Genomic DNA, 20302 nt, shown 5'->3' on the forward strand with positions numbered 1-20302 from the left:
TAGGTGGCGCGCATTCGGGGAAGAGGACCTTCGTGCGCGAAAAGCTCGGGTTCACGGCGGACGATTTCGTCGACGCGGCGCAGCTTGCGGAGGGCGTCGTGCCCGCGGTTTTTGCCGGCCGTGTCGCGTACCGTGCTGAGGAACTCGTACGCACGCTCGACGCTGACCGGGCGCTCGAGCGGCTGATTGGCTTCGACGCAGTGATTCTGACCTTGGTCGGCTCGGGGGTCGTCCCTATGCGTGCGGAAGACGCCCAATGGCGCGAGCGCGCGGGGCGCCTGGGATGCGCGCTCGCTGCGCGCGCCGACGTCGTCGTGCGCATGACGTGCGGGATTCCCCAGGTCATCAAAGGAAACCTTGCCGATGCGCCTCGAGGGACGCTGGGCGCGGGCGCGCCTTTGGAAGTCATCTTCGTGCGCCATGGTGCCACGGCGGGCACGGAAGACCATCGCTACAGCGGGGCGGGCACCGACGAGCCCCTGTCGAGCGCGGGCGAGCGCGCTTTGCGCGACCTCGCGTGCGATCGTGACGTGTTCCGTGTTATCACGAGCGGCATGGCCCGCACCGACCAGACGGCACGCATCCTCTTCCCGAACGCGGAGCTTATGGCGTGCCCCGGTCTGCGCGAGATAGATTTCGGCGACTTCGAGGGGCGAAGCGCCGCCGAACTTAAAGAGGATGCGCGTTACCGCGCCTGGGTAGACTCCTGGTGTGAGACGCGCTGCCCGCATGGCGAGGGCAAGAGCGATTTCACCCGCCGCGTCGTCGCGGCGTTTCGGGAGGCGTGCGAATCGGAGCGCGCCCAGGGGAGTGGGCGCGCCGTCTTCGTCGTTCACGCGGGTACCGTGAAAGCGCTGCTCTCCGAGCTAGCTGTCCCGAAAATGGGATACTTCGACGTGCATACCGAGCCGGGCGGCGCATGGGCCGCCACCTGGGATGGGCGCTGCCTTCGCGACGTTCGCCCCGCTTCGGGGGGCGATGCCCGGTGATGACGATTCTTGCCGTCGCCGCCGGGTTCGCGGCCGACCTTGCCTTCGGCGACCCGCGCTGGCTTCCCCATCCCGTCGTCGCCATGGGGCGCGCGATCACGTGGGCCGAAGGCCGCCTGCGGGGCGCATTCCCGCAAACGTCCGCGGGCACGCGCGCCGCAGGGCTTGTGCTCGCCGTGGCGCTTCCGCTTGCGTGTGGGCTTTTGACCTGGGGAATCCTGCATCTTTGCGGCATGGTTCACTCCGGCTTGCGCTTCGTGGCCGAGGCATGGGCAAGCTATCAGATTCTCGCGGCATGCGAGCTTCGCCGCCAGAGCCTGGCCGTGGACCGCGCGTTCTCGAAGGGCGGCCTTGTCGCGGCTCGCGAAGCCGTCGGGCTCATCGTGGGACGCGACACGTCTGTTCTCGACGAGCAGGGCGTTGCGCGCGCCGCCGTGGAAACGGTGGCGGAGAACGCGAGCGACGGTGTCATCGCGCCGCTTTTCTACCTTATGATCGGGGGTGCGCCCTTGGGCATGGCGTACAAGGCGGTGAACACGCTCGACAGCATGGTGGGCTACAAAAATGAGCGCTACATCGACTTCGGCTGCTCCTCGGCGCGCCTCGACGATGCGGTGAACTGGATTCCCTCGCGCTTATCGGCCCTGCTCATGATCGCCGTGTGCCCGATCGTCGGGCTCGACGCGCGCGGGGCGGCGCGCATCTGGCGCCGCGACAGGCGTCGCCATGCGAGCCCCAACTCGGCGCAGACCGAGTCAGCGTGCGCGGGCGCGCTCGGGCTGCGCCTGGCGGGACCCGCGGTGTATTTCGGCAAGCTCGTTGAGAAACCGACGATAGGCGACGCGTCCCGCGAAATCGAGTGGGGCGACATCGCACGGGCGACAAGGCTCATGCTCGCCGCGTCCGTATGCGCGCTTGTCGTCTTCGGCGCCGCGCGCGCGGCGGTCGTGCTCGCCGTGGGGGCGATGGCATGAGGGAAGACCACGCCGCGCCCCAGGCTGCCGGGGGAATCCTGCGCGCCCGTACGCATGGGGGCAGCTCGCAATCGCTCGGCATCGCTTGCGAAGGGGGCGCCTCCGACCTCATTGACTTCTCGGTGAACGTGAATCCGGCAGGCCCCTCGCCGCGCGCCGTCGCCGCAGCTTGCAAGGCGCTTTCTCGAATCGACGCCTACCCCGATAGGGAAAGCCTCGCACTCGTTCGCGCCCTAGGGCGCGCCCAGGGCATTCCCGAAGATACTATCGTCTGCGGCGCGGGCGCGTCTGACATCATCTGGCGGCTCGCCGCGGCGGTACGCCCGAAACGCATCGTCGTGTGCGCGCCGACGTTCTCTGAATATGCGGAGGCGGCATCGTACTACGGTGCATGCGTGCAGGAGTTCCCGCTCTCCGAGGCGGATGACTTCGACGTGCCCGCCTCCTTCGCCCGCGCGATCGAGGGGCCGGGAGACGTGGCGTACCTCTGCAATCCGAACAACCCGACGGGGCGCCTCGTCGACCCCCGCGTGATCGATGCCGCGGCTTGCCGCTGCGAGCAGGTGGGCGCGCTGCTCGTCGTGGACGAGTGCTTCCTCGGATTTGCGCCCGACGCCCGCGAAAGGAGCGTGGCCGCACGCGCCGCGTGTTCGCACCATGTGGCCGTGCTCTCCGCGTTCACCAAGCTCTACGGAATGGCAGGGTTGCGGTTGGGGTATCTGATCAGCGGAAACGCCCAACTCATCGAGGGGATTCGCCGGGCGGGGCAGGCGTGGCCCGTCTCCTCGGTCGCCGAGGCCGCGGGCATCGCCGCCCTGGAAGACGTCGAATACGTCTCGCGCACGCGCGATGTATTGGCGGGCGAGCGAGCGTGGCTTTCCCACGAGCTCTCCTCGCTCGGGCTTTCCGTCGTGCCGTCGGATGCGAACTTCCTTTTAGTCCGCACGCCGGCGAAAGACATCCCCGAGCGCCTGTATAAACAGGGGGTTTTGGTCCGCACGTGCGACTCGTTTTCGATACTGTCCCGTTTCTGGTGCCGCGTCGCCGTGCGCACGCACAAGGAGAATGCCCGGCTTGCGATGGCGTTCAGCCGCGCGCTTCGGGCGGAAGGCGCATCGGGCGAAGGCGAACCCGACGAACGGGGCGGCGCTTCTTGCAGCGGCGCTATGGCGGGCGCGGATGGCCGAGGCTCGGCGAAGGAGGTCGATACCCGTGGGTAGGGCGAAGCCCATCATGATCCAGGGCACCATGTCGAACGCGGGGAAGAGCCTGCTTGCGGCGGGGCTGTGCCGTGTGCTTTCGCAGGACGGCCTGCGCGTGGCTCCCTTCAAGAGCCAGAACATGGCGCTCAACAGCGGTGTCACGGCCGACGGGCTCGAGATGGGGCGCGCTCAGATCATGCAGGCCGAGGCGTGCGGCATCGCGCCCGACGTGCGCATGAACCCCATCCTGCTCAAGCCCGAAAGCGATCACCGAAGCCAGCTCATCGTGGCCGGCAAGGCGCAGGGAGCCTTCGCTGCGAGGGACTACTTCGCACGAAAGAAGGCGCTCATGCCGCAGATTTTGGAGGCGTTCGATTCGCTCGCGGAGGAAAACGACGTCATCGTCATCGAGGGCGCCGGCAGCCCCGTCGAAATCAACCTTGCCGAAAACGACATCGTCAACATGGGGCTCGCGCGCGCCGTGTCCTCCCCCGTGCTGCTCGCGGGCGACATCGACCCAGGCGGGGTGTTTGCCCAGCTCTACGGCACGGTCGCGCTCTTTGCGCCCGAGGATCGCGCTCTTTTGCGGGGGCTTGTGGTGAACAAGTTCCGCGGCGATGTGGAAATCCTGCGCCCGGGTTTGGCCCCGCTCGAGAAGATGTGCGGGGTTCCCGTCGTGGGGGTCGTGCCGTATCTTACGCTCGACCTGGACGACGAGGACTCGCTCGCGCCGCGCCTATCTGCCCGCGAGGCGCGCGGCATCATCGACGTCGCCGTCGTGCGCCTTCCGCATCTGTCGAACTTCACCGACTTCGACCCGCTTTCGCGCGTGCCCGGCATGGGCGTGCGCTACGTTTCCTCGACGACCGATCTGGGCCGACCCGACCTGGTGGTGCTCCCCGGCTCGAAGACCACGCTCGACGACGCGCGCTGGCTTGCGGCTAGCGGCATCGGAGCCTGTGTGCGCGCGCTTTCGGGCGCGGGCACGCCAGTGCTCGGCATATGCGGAGGTTACCAGCTTTTGGGAGACGAGCTTTCCGACCCGCACGGCAGGGAAGGCGCTGGCACCGCGCGCGGGCTCGGGCTCATCCCTGCAAGTACGGTGTTCAAGGAGGAAAAGCGCCTCGCCCAGTCGGAGCTGCGCATCACGTGCGCCCAAGGCGCGTTCTCGGTGTGGAACGGCATGACGGCGCGCGGGTACGAGATTCACGACGGCGAAACGACCGTCTCCTGCGCCCCTGCAGGCACGATTGGCGGCAAACCAGAAGGTGCGGCCTGCGGAAACGTGTTCGGAACCTATCTCCACGGCCTGTTCGACGAACCGGGGGTGGCGCTCGCCCTCGCGCGTTCGCTCGCGCGCATGCGCGGCCTGCCCGAGAGCGTCGTGGGTGCTGCGGGCGCGGCGTCCGCAGCTGATCACCGTGCGCGCGAGTTCGACCGCCTGGCCGATGTCGTGCGCGGGGCGCTCGACATGGAGTATGTCTACCACATTATCGAGGAGGGCGTATGATCCACGTGTATCATGGCGACGGCAAAGGCAAGACCACGGCGACGATGGGCCTCGCCCTTCGCATGCTCGCCGCAGGCCGCCGCGTCGTCGTCGTGCAGTTCCTGAAAGACGGCGAAAGCGGGGAGGCGCGCCTGCTCGCCGAGCATTTCGGCGTGCCCGTGTTCGCGGGGAAGGTGTCGGACAAGTTTACCTGGTCAATGACGTCGGAAGAACTTGCCGCGACGTGCGAGCTGCATGATGGGAACCTCGCTTCCGCGCTCGCCGAGCTCGAGGGCGCGCATGAGGGGCTGCTCGTGCTCGACGAGGCGCTCGACGCGCTTTCGAAGGGGCTTGTCGACGAGGCACTCGTGGACCGCGCGCTCGATATGTCCGCGCGCGGCGTCGAAGTAGCGCTCACCGGGCGCGCGCCTTCCCACAAGATCGTGGAGAAGGCTGACTACATAACCGAGATGCGGTGCGAGAAACACCCCTACTCTCAGGGGATATGTGCAAGGGAAGGAGTGGAGTACTAGATGGATTCCAAGGAGATGGCGCCCGGCGACATCGAGCGGCGCAGCTTCGAGATCATCACCGAAGAGCTTGGCGGCCGCACGTTCCCGCCGCTCGAAGAGCCCGTCGTGAAGCGCGTCATCCACACCACTGCCGACTTCTCGTACGCCGATTCCCTCGTGTTCACCCATGATGCCGCGCACTGTGCGCTCGACGCACTGCGCGCAGGGGCCACGGTGCTCACCGACACGAACATGGCGCTCGCAGGCATAAGCAAGCCCGCGCTCGCGAAGCTCGGCTGCAAGGCCGTGTGCTACATGGCCGACCCTAATGTCGCCGCAACGGCGCGCGCCGCGGGCACGACTCGCGCCGTTGCGAGCATGGACAAAGCTTGCCGCATCGAGGGTCCGCTTATCGTGGCCGTCGGCAACGCTCCCACAGCACTTCTGCGCCTCGCCGAGCTCATGGACGCGGGAAAGATCGCGCCCGCGCTCGTCGTTGGGGTGCCGGTCGGGTTTGTGAACGTGGTCGAGGCGAAAGAGGAGCTACTCGCGCGACGCGTGCCGGCCATCGTCGCGAGGGGTCGCAAGGGCGGCTCGACCGTGGCGGCCGCCATTATGAACGCGCTGCTCTACCAGATCACGCGCACGGGTGGCGCGAAGTGACGGCCCCCGCATCCGTGCCGGCGCTGCGCATCTTCGCCGGCACCACCGAGGGCCGCCTTCTGTGCGAATGGGCGAGCGGGGCGGGCATCCCCGCCCGTGCCTACGCGGCAACCGAGTACGGAGGAGAGCTTTTGGGCGAGCTTCCGGGCATCGAGGTGCATGCGGGCAGGCTCGACGATGCCGACATGGAGCGCGAGCTTTCCGGCGCGCGCATCGTCGTCGACGCCACGCACCCCTTCGCTACGCTCGCAAGCGGCAACATCCGAGCCGCTTCGCTCGCCGTGGGTGTACGATGCCTGCGCCTTGCGCGCGCGGCCGAGGCGCTGCCCAAAGGCGTCGTGTCGGTCGCGTCGATCGCCTGCGCGGCGCGCTTTCTCTCCGAGAACCCGGGTCGCGCGCTTCTCACGACGGGGAGCAAGGAGCTTGCTCCCTATACGCGCGTCGCCGATTTCTCGGAGCGCTTCTTCGTGCGTGTGCTCCCGCTGCCCGGTGCTATAACGAAGTGCATCGACGCGGGGTTTTCGCCGTCGCACGTCATCGGCATGCAGGGGCCCTTCACCCGCGAGCTCAACGAGGCGATGCTTCGGCAGGTGGGAGCCCAGTGGCTTGTGACCAAGGACTCGGGAACCGTAGGCGGCACGGCCGAGAAGCTTGCCGCCGCGCGCGACGTGGGAGCGCGCTGCATCGTGGTCACCCGTCCCGCCGAGGGAGACGGGGCCCTTTCGCTTCGGGAAGTGGAAGACGCGCTCTTACGGGAGTTCGCGCGCTAGGCGCTCGCCGCCCCTGCGCGCCCTCCCGCCCGCGAGGAGGATCGCCTCGAGCAAGCTTGACCCGTACAAGCCCGTCATTCGCCAATAGCTCGAGGACGACGCCCGGAACTGGCGCAAGCGGCCCTTCAACAAGTTGCGGTGAAATAGTGTCTGTTTTTGCTGCTAGATAGCATATTCAGTCCCTAATTCACCGCAACTTGTTGGTGGTGGCTTACTGGTAGCGTAGGCACTCCACCGGATCGAGCTTTGCTGCGCGGCGAGCGGGATAGAAGCCAAAGATTACGCCGATGCCGACCGATACGGCAAACGCGACCAACACTGTCGTAATGGAGAAGCTTGGCGTGATCGTCCTGGTAGCTCCAAACTCGCTCATGATGCCCGAGCTTGCGGCAAAGAACGTGAGGCCCCAGGCCAGCAGATAGCCTATCAGGACACCCAGTAGGCCACCGGTGACGCACAGCGCCGAAGACTCGGCCAAAAACTGCGCGGTGATATCGCGACGACTGGCGCCCAGAGCGCGGCGGATGCCGATCTCGCGAATGCGCTCCGTTACGTTGGTAAGCATCATATTCATAATGCCGATACCGCCGACAAGCAGCGAGATGCTGGCGACAGCACCCATGATGAGCGAGAACGCGCCCATAAAGGAGTTGAGTGCATCGATGGCGCTTTTCATGGAGGTCGCCGATACACTGTCGTACTCATCATCCTCCGCGATGCCCTTCATCGCGCGTACCTTGGACTCGATGGTCTTACAAAGCTCATCCATGTCCGTGCCCTCGGCGGCAAGTGCCGTTACGCTGGGGAATGAAGGATTCTCGTCGCCAAACAGCCCGGAGATGGTTTCGCGTGGCATATACAGCGTGAGCGAGCCCATGGAGTCGCTGCCGCCATCAATCACGCCTACAATCTGCACCTCGCCGTTGGACACCTTAATAGTCTTGCCCACCGCGTCCTGTTCGTTGCCGTAAAGCTGATCGGCGCCGTTGCGGCTGATGAGCGCCACGCGCGAGCCTGATTGGGACTCGGCCTGGGAATAGGTGCGCCCCGCAACGAGCTTGTTGGCCCCCACGGCGTCGAGCATGTCGCTATCGACACCTTGTGCCATGACGGTATAGCTTTTATCGCCGGTCTTATACTCGGTATACGCGCTGTCGACAATGCCGATCTGCTCTATCTGCGGCACCAGTTTTTGAAGCTTCTCGATGTCCGACTCGGTGAGTTCTTGCGACGAATAGATTTGCACCATGCGTGCCGCATTGAGGCCCAGACTGTTGACCAGGCTGTTTTGGATACCGCCGATGAGCGAAGTCATGGCGATAACCGAGGCGATGCCGATGACAATGCCCAGGATGGTGAGCAGGCTGCGCCCCTTGTTGGCTTCGAGCGAGTGAAGGGCTTCCTGGATGAGATCGCGGGCGCTCATGCCACCACTCCTTTCGGCGGGTTGGCGGAGGCGGAAATCATGGGCAGGCTATCTACAGCGCTGCGTAGGGTCCGCGGTGCATGTGGAATATACGCGCCGTCGTGAATGCGACCGTCGCGGATGGTCGCGGCACGGTCGGCCTCGGCGGCGATGCCGGGGTCATGTGTGATAAGCACGATGGTTTTGCCGCGCTCCTGAAGTCTATGGAAGGTCTCCATCACAAGCGCTCCGGTGGCGGAGTCAAGGTTTCCCGTCGGCTCGTCGGCCAGAATGATGGGCGGGTCATTGACGAGGGCGCGTGCGATGGCGACACGCTGCATCTGGCCGCCCGAGAGCTCGGATATGCGGTGGTCCCAGTGGTCGACGGGCAGCGTGACGGCCTGCAGCGCGTGCACGGCGCGCATTTCGCGCTGGCTACGGGGCACATTGGTGTAGGCCAGCGGCAGCATGACGTTTTCGATAACCGACAGGCGCGGCAGCAGGTTGAAGCTCTGAAAGACAAAGCCAATGCTCAGGGCGCGAACTTCGGTGAGCTCGTCATCATCGAGCTCGGCCACGTTGACCCCTTGCAGGTAGTAGTCGCCTGCCGTTGGCTTATCCAGGCAGCCTAGGATGTTCATGAGCGTTGATTTGCCCGAACCCGAGGGGCCAGTGATAGCGACGAATTCGCCGGGATTTACCGCCAGGCTCACGTTGTGCAGGATGTGGGCGCAACCTGCCTCGCTCTCAAAGATGCGGTGCACGTTGCGGATGTCGATAACGGGACGCATTACATGTCCTCATCGGCAGACATACTGCCCGAATCCGCGCCGTAGCCGCCGTCAGCCGTTGCGTCCGCTCCGGTGTCCATGACGAGGGTGTCACCATCGCGCAGCTTGGTAACCGGCACGTTGGGGTTGATCTCGTTGCCCTGGTCGTCGCGCTTGACCTGTGTCTTGCCGACTACGGTTTCGTTGTCGTTTTGCGTCACGACGGTCACCTTGACGCGGCGGGTTTGCTTGCCCTCGTCATCGGTTGCCACGTTGACGTAATAGTGTTCGCCGTCTTCGGTCATGAGCGCCATCGTCGGCACCATCACCACGTCGTCGAGCTGCTCGGTCACCACCGAGACCTCGGCCGTCATGCCCGGCTTCAGGCGCGCGTCGGGCGCCTCGATGAGAATGTCGACATTGAACGTTACGCTGCCGCCACTATAGTTGGAATCGGAGTTTGCCACCGAGGCGATGGCCGTAACCGTGCCCTGGCTCACAATGTCGGGAAACGCGGGGTACGTCACGTTGGCGCTCTGGCCCATGGCGATCTTGGCGATATCTTTTTCGCCCACCTGCACGGTCACCTTCATCTTGGACAGATCGGCAATCTGCATACATTGCTTGCCGCCGCTCGTGTCGCTTTCGCCCATGATCATGCCGCCCGTTACCGTGCCGCCTACCTTGGCGTTGAGCTCTACGATGCTTCCCGAGCTCGGCGCCGTAACGGTGCGCCCGGCGGCTTTGGCATTAGCCTGATCGAGGTTTGCCTGGGCCGAGGCAAGGCTGCGTTGCGCTGCCGATACGGCGCTCGTGTCGGTGGATGCGTTTGAGGCGGCACCTGCGGCGGTGGCAGCAGAAGCGCCATCGGTGTCCGTCGTTGGCGCGGCCTGTGCGGCGGCCGCAGCCTTCTGCGCGCTGGCGAGGTCTTCCTGCGCGGCTGCAACTGCGCGCTGCGCCTCGGCGACATTGCGGTCGAGTTCGTCGTTTTTGATGGTCATAAGCACGTCGCCCTCGTTAACGGACTGGCCCGTCTGCACGTTGATCTGCTCGACCGTACCGTCAACGAAAGGGGAGACGACCGAGGCCGAAATGGGCTTGAGCTGGCCTTTCGCCTCGACCGTTGTGGTAAACGTGCCCTCGGTCACCATGTCGGTCACAGGCTCGCTAGCGCCCTGTGGCTGCGCATTGATAACCAGGGTTGCGACAATGGCAATGAGCGCGATGGCACCTACGACACCAACGGCAATGCCGCGTCGAATCAGCTTTTTGCGTCGACGCTCGGCACGTTTTGCTTTGAGCTTGGCATATGCCTCTTCATCGGAAATCTCGGCCGCATCGTTCGCGCGTCCGTTCTGCTTATCGGCATGCACGTTTGTAATCAGAGGAATCGTTTCGGTGGCACCTTCGGGCGTGTGCTCGGTATCATCCGGGCCCGGGGTGGTCGTGGGGACATTCGACATGGCGTCTCCTTTATAGAAAGTACCTCGATAAGTATATACGTCCACCGGTTGGGGCGGGCGTATAGGACGGTTTCTTTCGGAACTGTTAGATAGGCAGCGGTAGTTCCACGTTGTATGATGGCGCGCGTTGCGTTAAGAGTGAACAACCACGCACAGGCCGACTTTGATGCAGTCATGAAGCGCCTTGGCGTCGGCCAGGCGCAGGTTAATGCATCCGTGGCTACCGCACCATTTGTACGACTCGGCGTTGTCGAAGCTCTTGTCGTTTTGCCAGGTGGCATCGTGGAAGCCGATCATATTGCCCTCGAACGGCATCCAGTAGCTCACCGGGCTCTCATATTTGGGCTTACCGGTCTCGGGATCCTTGGCTCCGATCAGGGTGCTGCCGCCGTCGTTGCTGTTGATCTGCCACACGCCCTCGGGGGTGGCGTCTTCGCCCGGTTTGCCGGAAATAAAGTTGGCCTCCCACACGATATTGCCGTTCTCGTCGTAGTAGCGCGCGTGCTGCTCGGACAGATCGACGTCGATATACGCCTTCCAGTCGGGCTCTCCCTTTGCGGTAAAGGTGTCGGCCTTCTGGGAGTACTTGATCTCGATTTCGCCGGTCTGCTTGTTGTTAATGGCGTCCTCGACCTGCTTGGCGAGCGAGCTGCTGTCGATGGACCAACCAAAGTCACCGCCTTCGACGGCGCACTGCTTGTCATCGGCGCGCGTCCACCAGCGAGTGGAGCCCACGGTATTAAAGCCGTTGGCGAGCTCGGCTGCCCAGCTGCTGATCTGCGACGTATCGAGCGTGGGGTTGGCCGGATCGGCAAAGCTGATCCACTGCAACACGGAAGCGCCATCAACCTTTCCGGCGTCCTCGCCGTTGAGCTTGAGGGTCACGTTGACGCCCAGGAAGTTGTTGGCGGCATCACATGCAGCCTGAATCTGATCATCGGTCAGCGTTCCATTGAGCGGCTCATAGGCATCGTTGCCAAGCTTGGAAAGATCTACGGTTTCGGCCAGCGAGGCAAGCTCGAGCTCGGCATATTTAATGACATGCTCGCGGTTGAGTTTTTCGTTGGAGCGCGCCTTCTCGACGGTAAACTTGCCGGCCTGTTCTTCATAGGAGCTATTGGCCTCGAACGTGCCCGAACGCCCCTCGTTAAACTCGTCGATGGCGGTGCCCAGATCCTTCTCAAACTTCTTTTGGTCAAAGGTGTCGGAGAGCATGGACAGGTCGACGTCTTGATCAAGATCGGCTTCGTTGGAGGTAGCGGTTGTTTTGGTCTTACCGCTTAAGGATTCCGCAAGGCGGACCGGCCATACAAAGGCTTCGTTGTGGCTGATAAACTCTTTTGCGGCAGCTTCGCCGTCGACAATGGGCTCATCGGACTCGGGCTGATAGGTCCAGCTAAAGTCATCGCCTGTCACGGTGAGCTTATAGTGCTTCCATGCCGAGTTGACCTTGGTAGCGGCAGACGAAGCGTTGGAGAACGAGACGTCGACGCCGGCGATGGTGGTGTTGGGGTAGGCTACCTGCGAAAACGCTACGACGCCTACGATATAGACAATGACGATTAGACCCAGGACGACAAAGAGCGTCGTCTTTTTTCCCGACTTATTGTTCTCGGCGGGTTTGCGTGCGGGGCCACGATCGCCTCGAGCGTGCGTGGGGGGCTGCTTGGGCGCATTGCCGTTTGCTTGGCGCTGCTGACGTTGCTGACGCTGCTGGTTCGGGCGTTGGGAAGCGTTTGCTGCACTACGCTGCTGACCGTGGCTCGGCGCGATAGGACGCGGCGACTGAACGCCGCCGGTGTGCCTGCTCGGCTGCTGCGGATCGGGAATCAGTTGAGTTCGATCGTTTTGCGACATCGTATGCATATCCTTCGATTTTCGCCTTGCGGTTCATCGTGTTTTTACTGGGCTTGCATTATAGCGATTGCCCTGCTGTTTGTGGTACGGAAACGGTGGCATTCAAAAGAGGTGGGACATTTGTCCCACCTTTGAGTCGTTCTTTGCCGCTATCCGCACACACCACATTTTGCACAGGCCGAAAGTGCGGCCGGAGCCTGCGCGATGCCGCCCTTTGCTGTCTCGCGCAGCGTGGCCGGCAACGCGTGGCCCACCGAGAGCATGACATGTGCCATCTGGTCAAACGGCACCAGGCTCTTAATGCCTGCGAGGGCGAGTTGTGCCGAGCTAAAGGCCGCTGCTACGCCGATGGCGTTGCGGTTTTGGCAGGGCACCTCCACGAGGCCACCGACGGGGTCACAAACGAGGCCCAGCAGGTTACTCAGCGCGATGGAACTGGCGTCGAGCGCCTGCTCGGGCGTGCCGCCGAGCATCTGCACCAGCGCGGCGGCCGCCATGGCGGCGGCGCTTCCCACCTCGGCCTGACAGCCGCCCTCAGCGCCGGCGACGCAGGCACTCGTGGTGAGGTTGAGGCCGATGGCGGCTGCGCAGTAGAGCGCGTCCATGACCTGCTCGTCGTCGAGCTGAAGGTGATCGGCGAGCGCCAGCACGCAGCCGGGCACGACACCCGCGGAGCCTGCCGTGGGGGCGGCGACGATCACGCCCATGGTAGCGGAGCGCTCAAGCACGGCCATCGCGCGGGCCACGGCTTCGGTCTGGACGGGGCCCATCAGGCTTTCACTCAAATCGTTGCGGCCGGTGGCTTCGACAAGCTTGGCCTCGCCGCCGATAAGCCCGCCGAGCGAGCGTTGCGGATTGGCGATGGGGGCCGTGGTCTCCTCGCGCATGACGTCGAGCACGCGACGCATGGCGGCGACGGCGTGGGCCTCGCCGGTCAGACGTGCCTCGCGAACGGCCATGACGGCGCCGATGCTGAGCCCCAGTTCCTCGCACGCATCGAGCAGCTGCTCGCCGTCGTCGAAGATCTCCTTTGCCGAGACGCCGGGGGAGAGCGACGAGGCAGAACCGGGGAGCTCGATAAAGGTCGCGTAATCGACATTGTCGAGCATGCGCAGCATGGGGACGACGGTGTCGTCGGGCGCGCCGTCGGTCTCAAAGACGGAGTAGGCCTGGCCGCCCACTTCGGTGCGGTAGGTGCGGCAGAAGGCGATGTTTACGTGGGCGTAGGCGAGCAGGTTGGTGAGCGCGGCGAGTACACCGGGGACGTCCTTGTGCGCCACGAAGAGCGTGGAATACATGCCCGAGATGTCGACGCCGACGCCGTTAATGCGGCTGATGCGCATCTTGCCACCGCCCAGGCTCTCGCCGCGAACCTGTGCCGTGGCGCCCGTGTCGTCGACCATTTCGATGTCGACGGTATTGGGATGGATGGAGGCGTCGTCGCCCTTGATGTCAAAGTGATATTCGAGGCCCTGCTCGCGTGCGAGGTCGAAGGCCTGCTTGATGTTCTCGTCATCGGTGTCGAGGCCCAGGATGCCCGCGACGAGCGCACGGTCGGTGCCGTGGCCGCGGTAGGTGTGGGCGAAGGAGTTCCACAGGCCAAATGTGACCTTGGTGATGCGGCCTTCCAGCAGGCTGGCGGCAACTTGGGCGCACCGCAGGGCGCCGGCGGTGTGCGATGAGCTGGGGCCGACCATGACGGGGCCCAAGATCTCGAATGCCGAGGTCGTAGCTAGTGTTTGCGGCTTACCTGCCATGGGTGCTCCTTTTCTATCCCATCGTCCCGAGGGGCGGGGCATAAGGTCGCCTGCTCGGACAGTCCTGCTCGCACGGAGGCCACATTAAGTGGCCTCCGGCTCGTGCGGAACTCGCGATCGACCTTATGCCCCGCCCCTCGGGACTAAGGATACATGGTTGGGGTTGCTAGATGGCAAAATTCATTAGCTGGTGACGCAGCGTAGGCTCATATCGAAGCATCTTCACCACCGGATTAATAAAAAAGAAGCACCGCTTGGGGGCGGTACTTCTTTTGAAAGCGCATGCGTGTTGTGACCTTGGTGGTTCCCAATTACAGGCCGCAGGCTGCTTTGAGTTCTTCGACTCGGTCGGTTTTCTCCCAGGTGAAGTCGGCATCTTCGCGGCCGAAGTGACCGTAGGCTGCCGTCTTTTCGTAGATGGGGCGACGCAGGTCTAGGTCGCGGATGATTGCGCCCGGGCGCAGGTCGAAGGTCTTCTCTACGGCTTCAACGATCTTGTCCTCGGCGACCTTAGCGGTACCGAATGAGTCGACCATGATTGAGAGGGGCTTGGACACGCCGATGGCGTAAGCCAGTTCGACTTCGCAGCGGTCGGCCAGACCGGCGGCGACCACGTTCTTGGCGACCCAGCGCGCGGCATACGCGGCGGAGCGGTCAACCTTGGTGCAGTCCTTGCCGCTAAAGGCACCGCCGCCGTGACGACCGTAACCGCCGTAGGTGTCGACGATGATCTTGCGGCCGGTCAGGCCCGTGTCGCCCATGGGGCCGCCCACGACAAAGCGACCGGTGGGGTTCACGTAGATGTCCGCGTTGTCCCACGGCATGTTCTCGGCGGCCATGACCGGGGTAATGACGTGCTCGATGAGGTCGGCCTTGATCTTGCCCATGTCCTCGATTTCGGCGGCGTGCTGCGTGGAGATGACGATCGTCGTGACCTCGACGGGCTTGCCGTCTTCATAGCGCACGGTGACCTGGGTCTTGCCGTCGGGACGCAGATAGGCGAGGGTACCGTCGTGACGCACGGCGGCCAGGCGCTCGGCCAGGCGGCTTGCCAGGTAGTGTGGCATGGGCATGAGGGTCTTGGTCTCGTTGGAGGCATAACCGAACATCATGCCCTGGTCGCCGGCACCGATCAGGTCGATCGGGTCGGTGGTAGCGCCGGTCTGGGTCTCGAAGGACTCGTCAACGCCCTGGGCGATATCGGGCGACTGCTCGTGGATGAGGCTCATGACGCCGCAGGTGTCGCAGTCAAAACCGAACTTGGCACGGTTGTAGCCAATGCGGCGGATAACGCCGCGGGCAATCTCCTGTACGTCGACGTAGGCCTGGGTGCGTATCTCGCCGGCGACGATGACGGTGCCGGTGGTCACGAGGGTCTCGCAGGCGCAGCGGACGTTCTCCACGTTCGCAGGCACGCCGTTGGGGGCGATGTAGCCCTGCTCCTGAAGCTCTATTTCTTTGGCGAGAATTGCGTCGAGGACGGCGTCGCTGATCTGGTCAGCGATCTTATCGGGATGACCTTCGGTTACCGACTCCGACGTAAAAACAAAGGACCCGTGTTGGGGCGGGATGGAACGAAGTTCTTCTGACATGATTGTCCTTTCAAAAAACGTGTCCCGGCGACCGTTACCATTCCGCCGGGCTCTCTATGCAAGGGCACATCATAGCGCGTAATTCAAACATTCACACCCTTTCCGCACCTACTCATTGGGGACAGACTTAAATGACCAGCCTTAAACTAAGAACGTCTCCAACGACTGGTCATTTAAGTCTGTCCCCAATGAGTAGGTCGGTGCCCTTTGTGCGGAGGTTGCTTTGATGCTTTATACTGGTGCGGTTAGACATCCATCCTGCAATCGAGGAGATTTCCATGGCATCAGACGTTCGCGTCCGCTTTGCACCCTCACCGACGGGCAAGCTGCACATCGGCGGCGCCCGCACCGCTATCTATAACTGGGCTTTCGCCCGCGCAAACGGCGGCACGTTCATCCTGCGCATCGACGACACCGACCCCACCCGCTCCACAGACGAGAACACGCAGATCATCCTGCGCGCCATGCGTTGGCTGGGCCTGGACTGGGACGAGGGTCCCGAGGTGGGCGGCGGCTTTGGCCCCTACGCCCAGACCGAGCGCCTGGACCTGTACAAGCAGGCCGCCCAGAAGCTTTGGGACGAGGGCAAGGCATATCCCTGCTTCTGCACCAAGGAGCAGCTCGACGCCGACCGCAAGGCCGCGCAGGAGCGCAAGGACCCCTTCCAGGGCTATCAGCGTCGTTGCCGCGATCTTGATCCCGAAGAGGCCCGCCGTCGCATCGAGGCCGGCGAGTCCTACGTCCTGCGCATCAAGGTGCCCGAGGACCGCGGCGACGTCGTCATCCACGACGCCGTCCACGGCGAGGTAACCTTCGACGCCAAGGAGCTTGACGACTTTGTCATCTTCCGCTCCGACGGCACGCCCACGTACAACTTCGCGACCGTTGTCGACGACGCCATGATGAAGATCACCCATGTCATCCGCGGCGACGACCACCTGTCCAACACCCCGCGTCAGGTCATGGTCTACGAGGCCCTCGGCGCGCCCGTGCCCACGTTCGCCCACATCTCCATGATCTTGGGCGCCGACGGCAAGAAGCTCTCCAAGCGCCACGGCGCCACCTCGGTGGAGGAGTACCGCGACGCCGGCTACCTGTCCGACGCCTTCGTCAACTACCTGGCGCTGCTCGGCTGGTCGCTCGACGGCGAGACTACGATCATCCCGCGTGATGTCCTGGCCAGCAAGTTTTCGCTCGACCGTATCTCCAAGAACCCGGCGACCTTCGACCCCAAGAAGCTCGACTGGGTCAATGCCGAGTACATCAACGGCATGACCGATGCCCAGTTTGCCGATGAGATCATGGTCCCTGAGCTGCACGAGGCGGGTCTCATCGAGGGTAATGTCGAGTACGGCGAGGACTGGATTGACGCGCTTGCCGCCATCGTCAAGCCGCGTACCAAGATGCCGGCCGACGCCGTGACCGTCGCCGCTCCCATCTTCGCTACGGCCGAGACGCTCGAATATGACGAGAAGTCCGTCAACAAGGGCCTGGCCAAGGTAGGCATGGGTGCCATTCTGGATGCCGCCAAGGCCGCGCTCGAGGGTGTTACCGAGTGGACGGCTGCCAACATCGACGCCGCGCTTGAGCCGCTGCCCGAGCAGATGGACCTCAAGAAGCGTGTTGTGTTCCAGGCCGTGCGCGTCGCCGTCTGCGGCAACATGGTGAGCCCTCCGCTGGGCGAGACCATGGCGCTCGTCGGCCGCGACGACTGCCTGGCGCGCATCGACCGCGCCCGCACGATGGCGCTGTAATCGCTGCGCAAACGTTTGTATCCGAGCCCCGTTCACTCAGAGCGGGGCTCTTGTTTCTGTAGACGTATGGGATAGGAGGTGCTGAGGCCATGGCCGAGCAACTTTCGCTGTTTGGTTCGCCGGAACCGGAGGAAGCTCCGGTGAAGCCTGTGCCTGCCGCTGCCTCGGCTCAGCCTAAGCCTGCACCCGAACCCGTCACCGCCTATGCGAGCGTGGTCCTCGACATCCCGACGCGTGCGCTGTCCGAGCCATTCGCCTACGGCATCCCGGAAACTCTTGCCAACGAGGCGCAGATCGGATCCACGGTCCTGGTTCACTTTGGCAACCGTGCCGCCGCGGGCTATATCGTCGACATTGCGCTTGAGCTTGGCGAGCTGCAAGGAAACAACGCCCTCGACCCCTCGCGCATCAAGCCCATCGAGGTAATCCTCAGCAAGCCGCTCTTTACCGCCGAGGCCGCCCGTATCGCGCGCTGGATGAGCCGCGAGTATGTTGCGACGCTTTCCGAGTGCCTGCGCCTGTTTTTGCCCCCGGGCGGCAGCCCGCGTGTGGTCAAGGGCGACGACGGCGCATGGTCGGTTGAGCGTCCCGCCGTCAAGCCCATTCAAAACCGTTGGGTGATGCTTACGCCCGAAGGTTTTGACTATACGCCGCCCAAGACCGCCGTTCGCCAGCGTCAGCTCATCGAGGCACTGCAGTGCGGCCCGGTCACGACGCACGACCTCAACCTGCTCTATAACAGCATGTCGGCGACCATCAAAGCGCTCGAAAAACGCGGCGTCGTCGTGGTGGAGGAGCGTCGTGCGTGGCGTGGCTGCAGCGAGCAGACCACGCTGTCCTCGGCAAGCGGCAAGACGCCGGTCGCACTTACCAACGGCCAGCAGCAGGCACTCGCGCAGATTGAGCGCGCCCGTCTGGACGGTCATGGAGACGTGGTGCTGGTCGACGGCGTCACCGGCTCCGGCAAAACCGAGGTTTACCTTTCGGCGATTGAGCGCGTGCTGGCGGCCGGCCGTTCAGCCTGCGTTCTGGTGCCCGAGATCTCGCTGACGGCCCAGACCGTCGGCCGCTTCCGCTCGCGCTTTGGCGAGACGGTTGCCGTGTTCCATTCGCGCCTTTCGGCTGGCGAGCGCCTGGACCAGTGGGATATGGTCGCCAGCGGTGCAGCCCGCGTGGTTGTCGGCGCCCGCTCGGCGCTCTTTTGCCCGCTCAGCGACTTGGGCCTCATCATCATCGACGAGGAGCACGAGACCAGCTACAAACAGGGCTCCAGTCCACGCTATCATGCGCGTGAGGTGGCGGCCGAGATGGCGCGCCGCTATCGGTGCCCGCTCGTGTTGGGCTCCGCCACGCCCTCGGCCGAGGCCCTCGACCGCTGCCGCCGAGGCACGTACAGCGGCGCCACCTGGACGCGCGTCGAGATGCCCGAGCGCCCGGGACACGCCGTGCTGCCCACGGTCCGTATTGCCGATCTGCGCCGCGAGTTCGCACACGGCAGTCGCTCCATGTTCTCAAAACCGCTGATGGAAGGCCTGGAGCGCGTAGTCGAGCGCCGCGAGAAGGCCGTGCTGCTGCACAACCGTCGCGGCTTTGCGCCGTTCCTGATGTGCCGCGAATGCGGCTGTGTGCCCACCTGCAACCACTGCTCCACGGCGCTTACGTACCACGAGCGCACGCACACGCTGCAGTGCCACACCTGCGGATCGTCCTGGCGCGTGCAGCCCTATCCCGCGCCCACGAGTCGCTGCCCCAAGTGCGGCAGCCGTTACCTGGCAAAAATGGGTCTGGGCACGCAGCAGATCGAGGATGCGCTGCACCAGATGCTGCCCGACGACGTCGCCATCATTCGCATGGACGCCGATTCCACGCGTGGCAAGGACGCGCACAAAAAGCTGCTCGAGCAGTTCGATGCGGCCGATTGCGCCGTGTTGCTGGGCACCCAGATGATTGCCAAGGGCCTCGACTTTCCCGAGGTCACGCTCGTGGGCGTGGTCAATGCCGACTTTGCATTAAAGCTGCCCGATTTTAGAGCGGGGGAGCGCGCTTACGATTTGCTGGAGCAGGTCGCCGGCCGCGCCGGCCGCGGCGATCGCCCCGGCGAGGTCATTATCCAGACCTATCTGCCCGAGGACCCGGTCATTCGCGCCGTCGCCGAGCACGACCGTTCAATCTTTACCGACTACGACCTGGAACAGCGTCGCGACGCCCTGTATCCGCCGTTCGTGCGCCTGGCCAACATTTTGGTATGGTCGGCGAATGCGGATGACGTGCGGGACTACATCGGTCGCATCGCGAAGCTCCTCAAGCGTCGCTGGCATGCCGCCGCGCCCGACTTTTTGCGGGCGGGCAGCGCCGTGCCCCAGGTGCTTGGTCCGGCTTCGTGTGTAATCGAGAGAGCCAAGGACCGTTACCGCTTCCATCTGCTTGTAAAGTCGCCGGTAGGGTACCATGTCTCTGATGATATCGACGCCTGCCTCAAAGAGGTGGGCTCCGTGCGCGGCGTGAGCGTGAGCGTTGACGTCGACGCCTATGATTTGATGTAACAACCCGAAAGGATGGCCATGGAAGCCAACGGAATCGTACTGTCGCCCGACCCTCGTCTGCGCCAGGAGTGCGCCGTCATCGAGGAGATCACCCCGGCGATCGAGGCGCTTGCCGAGAAGATGAAGAAGATGATGTTCGAGAACGGCGGTTGCGGCCTGGCTGCCCCGCAGATCGGAGAGCTCATCCAGCTCGTCACCATCGACTGCGACTACAGCGACAAGAACGACTACGACCCGTACGTGCTCATTAATCCCGTCATTGTTGAGCAGAGCGACCATCTGGTGCCCTTTAGCGAGGGCTGCCTTTCCATTCCTGGCATTAGCTGCGAGATCGAGCGTCCCGACCATGTCGTCGTCGAGGCGTACGACCTGGATGCAAACCTGATTCGCTACGAGGCCTCGGGCGATCTCTTCTGCGTGTGCCTACAGCACGAGATCGATCACCTGCACGGCAACACCATGTTCGAGCGACTGAAGCCCATGCAGAGGATCAAGGCCGTCAAGGAGTACCAGGACGCCCTGGCCCGCGGCGCTCGACCGGGCGAGACCGAATAGGTTAATT

16 protein-coding genes are annotated in these 20302 nt (G+C 63.9%); 10 read left to right on the top strand and 6 right to left on the bottom strand.

The features are described 5' to 3' along the window. Positions 1 to 32 precede the first annotated feature (32 nt). Genes PMX21_RS04520 through cobK form a run of 7 tightly spaced genes read left to right on the top strand, consistent with a single transcriptional unit; the run spans position 33 to position 6599 of the window. Entirely contained in the window at positions 33 to 989 is a 957-nt protein-coding gene (locus tag PMX21_RS04520) for a histidine phosphatase family protein (protein WP_271758329.1), read from the top strand. Continuing rightward, a complete protein-coding gene (cbiB, locus tag PMX21_RS04525) occupies positions 989 to 1963 on the top strand; it encodes an adenosylcobinamide-phosphate synthase CbiB (protein ID WP_271758331.1) in 975 nt (324 codons plus the stop codon). Before PMX21_RS04520 ends, cbiB begins: the two co-directional genes overlap by 1 nt. Next, positions 1960 to 3183 (top strand): pyridoxal phosphate-dependent aminotransferase, encoded by a 1224-nt coding sequence (locus PMX21_RS04530; RefSeq protein WP_195621295.1) that lies wholly within the window; start codon positions 1960 to 1962, stop codon positions 3181 to 3183. The genes cbiB and PMX21_RS04530 overlap by 4 nt, the downstream gene beginning before the upstream one ends. After that, a complete protein-coding gene (locus tag PMX21_RS04535) occupies positions 3176 to 4675 on the top strand; it encodes a cobyric acid synthase (RefSeq protein ID WP_271758333.1) in 1500 nt (499 codons plus the stop codon). Before PMX21_RS04530 ends, PMX21_RS04535 begins: the two co-directional genes overlap by 8 nt. Beyond that, positions 4672 to 5187, top strand: coding sequence for a cob(I)yrinic acid a,c-diamide adenosyltransferase (locus PMX21_RS04540; protein ID WP_271758335.1), 516 nt, complete (start codon positions 4672 to 4674; stop codon positions 5185 to 5187). The genes PMX21_RS04535 and PMX21_RS04540 overlap by 4 nt, the downstream gene beginning before the upstream one ends. Continuing rightward, positions 5188 to 5829, top strand: coding sequence for a precorrin-8X methylmutase (locus PMX21_RS04545; protein ID WP_271758337.1), 642 nt, complete (start codon positions 5188 to 5190; stop codon positions 5827 to 5829). Next, positions 5826 to 6599: a precorrin-6A reductase gene (gene cobK / locus PMX21_RS04550; protein WP_271758339.1), complete on the top strand. Its 774-nt coding sequence runs from the start codon at positions 5826 to 5828 to the stop codon at positions 6597 to 6599. Before PMX21_RS04545 ends, cobK begins: the two co-directional genes overlap by 4 nt. Positions 6600 to 6810: 211 nt before the next feature. On the opposite strand, the gene PMX21_RS04555 is transcribed toward cobK, so the two are convergent. The 6 genes from PMX21_RS04555 to metK all read right to left on the bottom strand — a co-directional run bounded on the left by PMX21_RS04555 (position 6811) and on the right by metK (position 15443). Then, the gene (locus PMX21_RS04555; RefSeq protein ID WP_271758341.1) at positions 6811 to 8025 is read right to left on the bottom strand and encodes an ABC transporter permease; all 1215 of its coding nucleotides are present in this window, start codon (positions 8023 to 8025) and stop codon (positions 6811 to 6813) included. Beyond that, the gene (locus PMX21_RS04560; protein ID WP_271758343.1) at positions 8022 to 8795 is read right to left on the bottom strand and encodes an ABC transporter ATP-binding protein; all 774 of its coding nucleotides are present in this window, start codon (positions 8793 to 8795) and stop codon (positions 8022 to 8024) included. Before PMX21_RS04560 ends, PMX21_RS04555 begins: the two co-directional genes overlap by 4 nt. After that, a complete protein-coding gene (locus PMX21_RS04565) occupies positions 8795 to 10237 on the bottom strand; it encodes an efflux RND transporter periplasmic adaptor subunit (RefSeq protein WP_271758345.1) in 1443 nt (480 codons plus the stop codon). Before PMX21_RS04565 ends, PMX21_RS04560 begins: the two co-directional genes overlap by 1 nt. Positions 10238 to 10369: 132 nt before the next feature. Then, on the bottom strand, positions 10370 to 12094 hold the full coding sequence (locus tag PMX21_RS04570) for a L,D-transpeptidase (protein WP_271758346.1): 1725 nt from the start codon (positions 12092 to 12094) through the stop codon (positions 10370 to 10372). A 149-nt stretch (positions 12095 to 12243) separates the two neighbouring features. Continuing rightward, on the bottom strand, positions 12244 to 13851 hold the full coding sequence (sdaAA, locus tag PMX21_RS04575) for an L-serine ammonia-lyase, iron-sulfur-dependent, subunit alpha (RefSeq protein WP_271758348.1): 1608 nt from the start codon (positions 13849 to 13851) through the stop codon (positions 12244 to 12246). 311 nt (positions 13852 to 14162) lie between these two features. Further along, positions 14163 to 15443, bottom strand: a complete 1281-nt coding sequence (gene metK / locus PMX21_RS04580) for a methionine adenosyltransferase (protein ID WP_271758350.1) — start codon at positions 15441 to 15443, stop codon at positions 14163 to 14165. A 278-nt stretch (positions 15444 to 15721) separates the two neighbouring features. Between metK and gltX the strand changes: the two genes are divergently transcribed. The 3 genes from gltX (at position 15722) to def (ending at position 20295) form a co-directional block, all read left to right on the top strand. Continuing rightward, on the top strand, positions 15722 to 17197 hold the full coding sequence (gene gltX, locus PMX21_RS04585; protein WP_271758352.1) for a glutamate--tRNA ligase: 1476 nt from the start codon (positions 15722 to 15724) through the stop codon (positions 17195 to 17197). A gap of 89 nt (positions 17198 to 17286) precedes the next feature. Beyond that, positions 17287 to 19740, top strand: coding sequence for a replication restart helicase PriA (gene priA / locus PMX21_RS04590; protein ID WP_271758354.1), 2454 nt, complete (start codon positions 17287 to 17289; stop codon positions 19738 to 19740). A gap of 18 nt (positions 19741 to 19758) precedes the next feature. Next, positions 19759 to 20295, top strand: a complete 537-nt coding sequence (gene def, locus PMX21_RS04595; RefSeq protein ID WP_035138252.1) for a peptide deformylase — start codon at positions 19759 to 19761, stop codon at positions 20293 to 20295. Positions 20296 to 20302 lie beyond the last annotated feature (7 nt).

This window comes from Collinsella aerofaciens (genome assembly GCF_028209885.1).
Classification (GTDB): domain Bacteria; phylum Actinomycetota; class Coriobacteriia; order Coriobacteriales; family Coriobacteriaceae; genus Collinsella; species Collinsella aerofaciens_BA.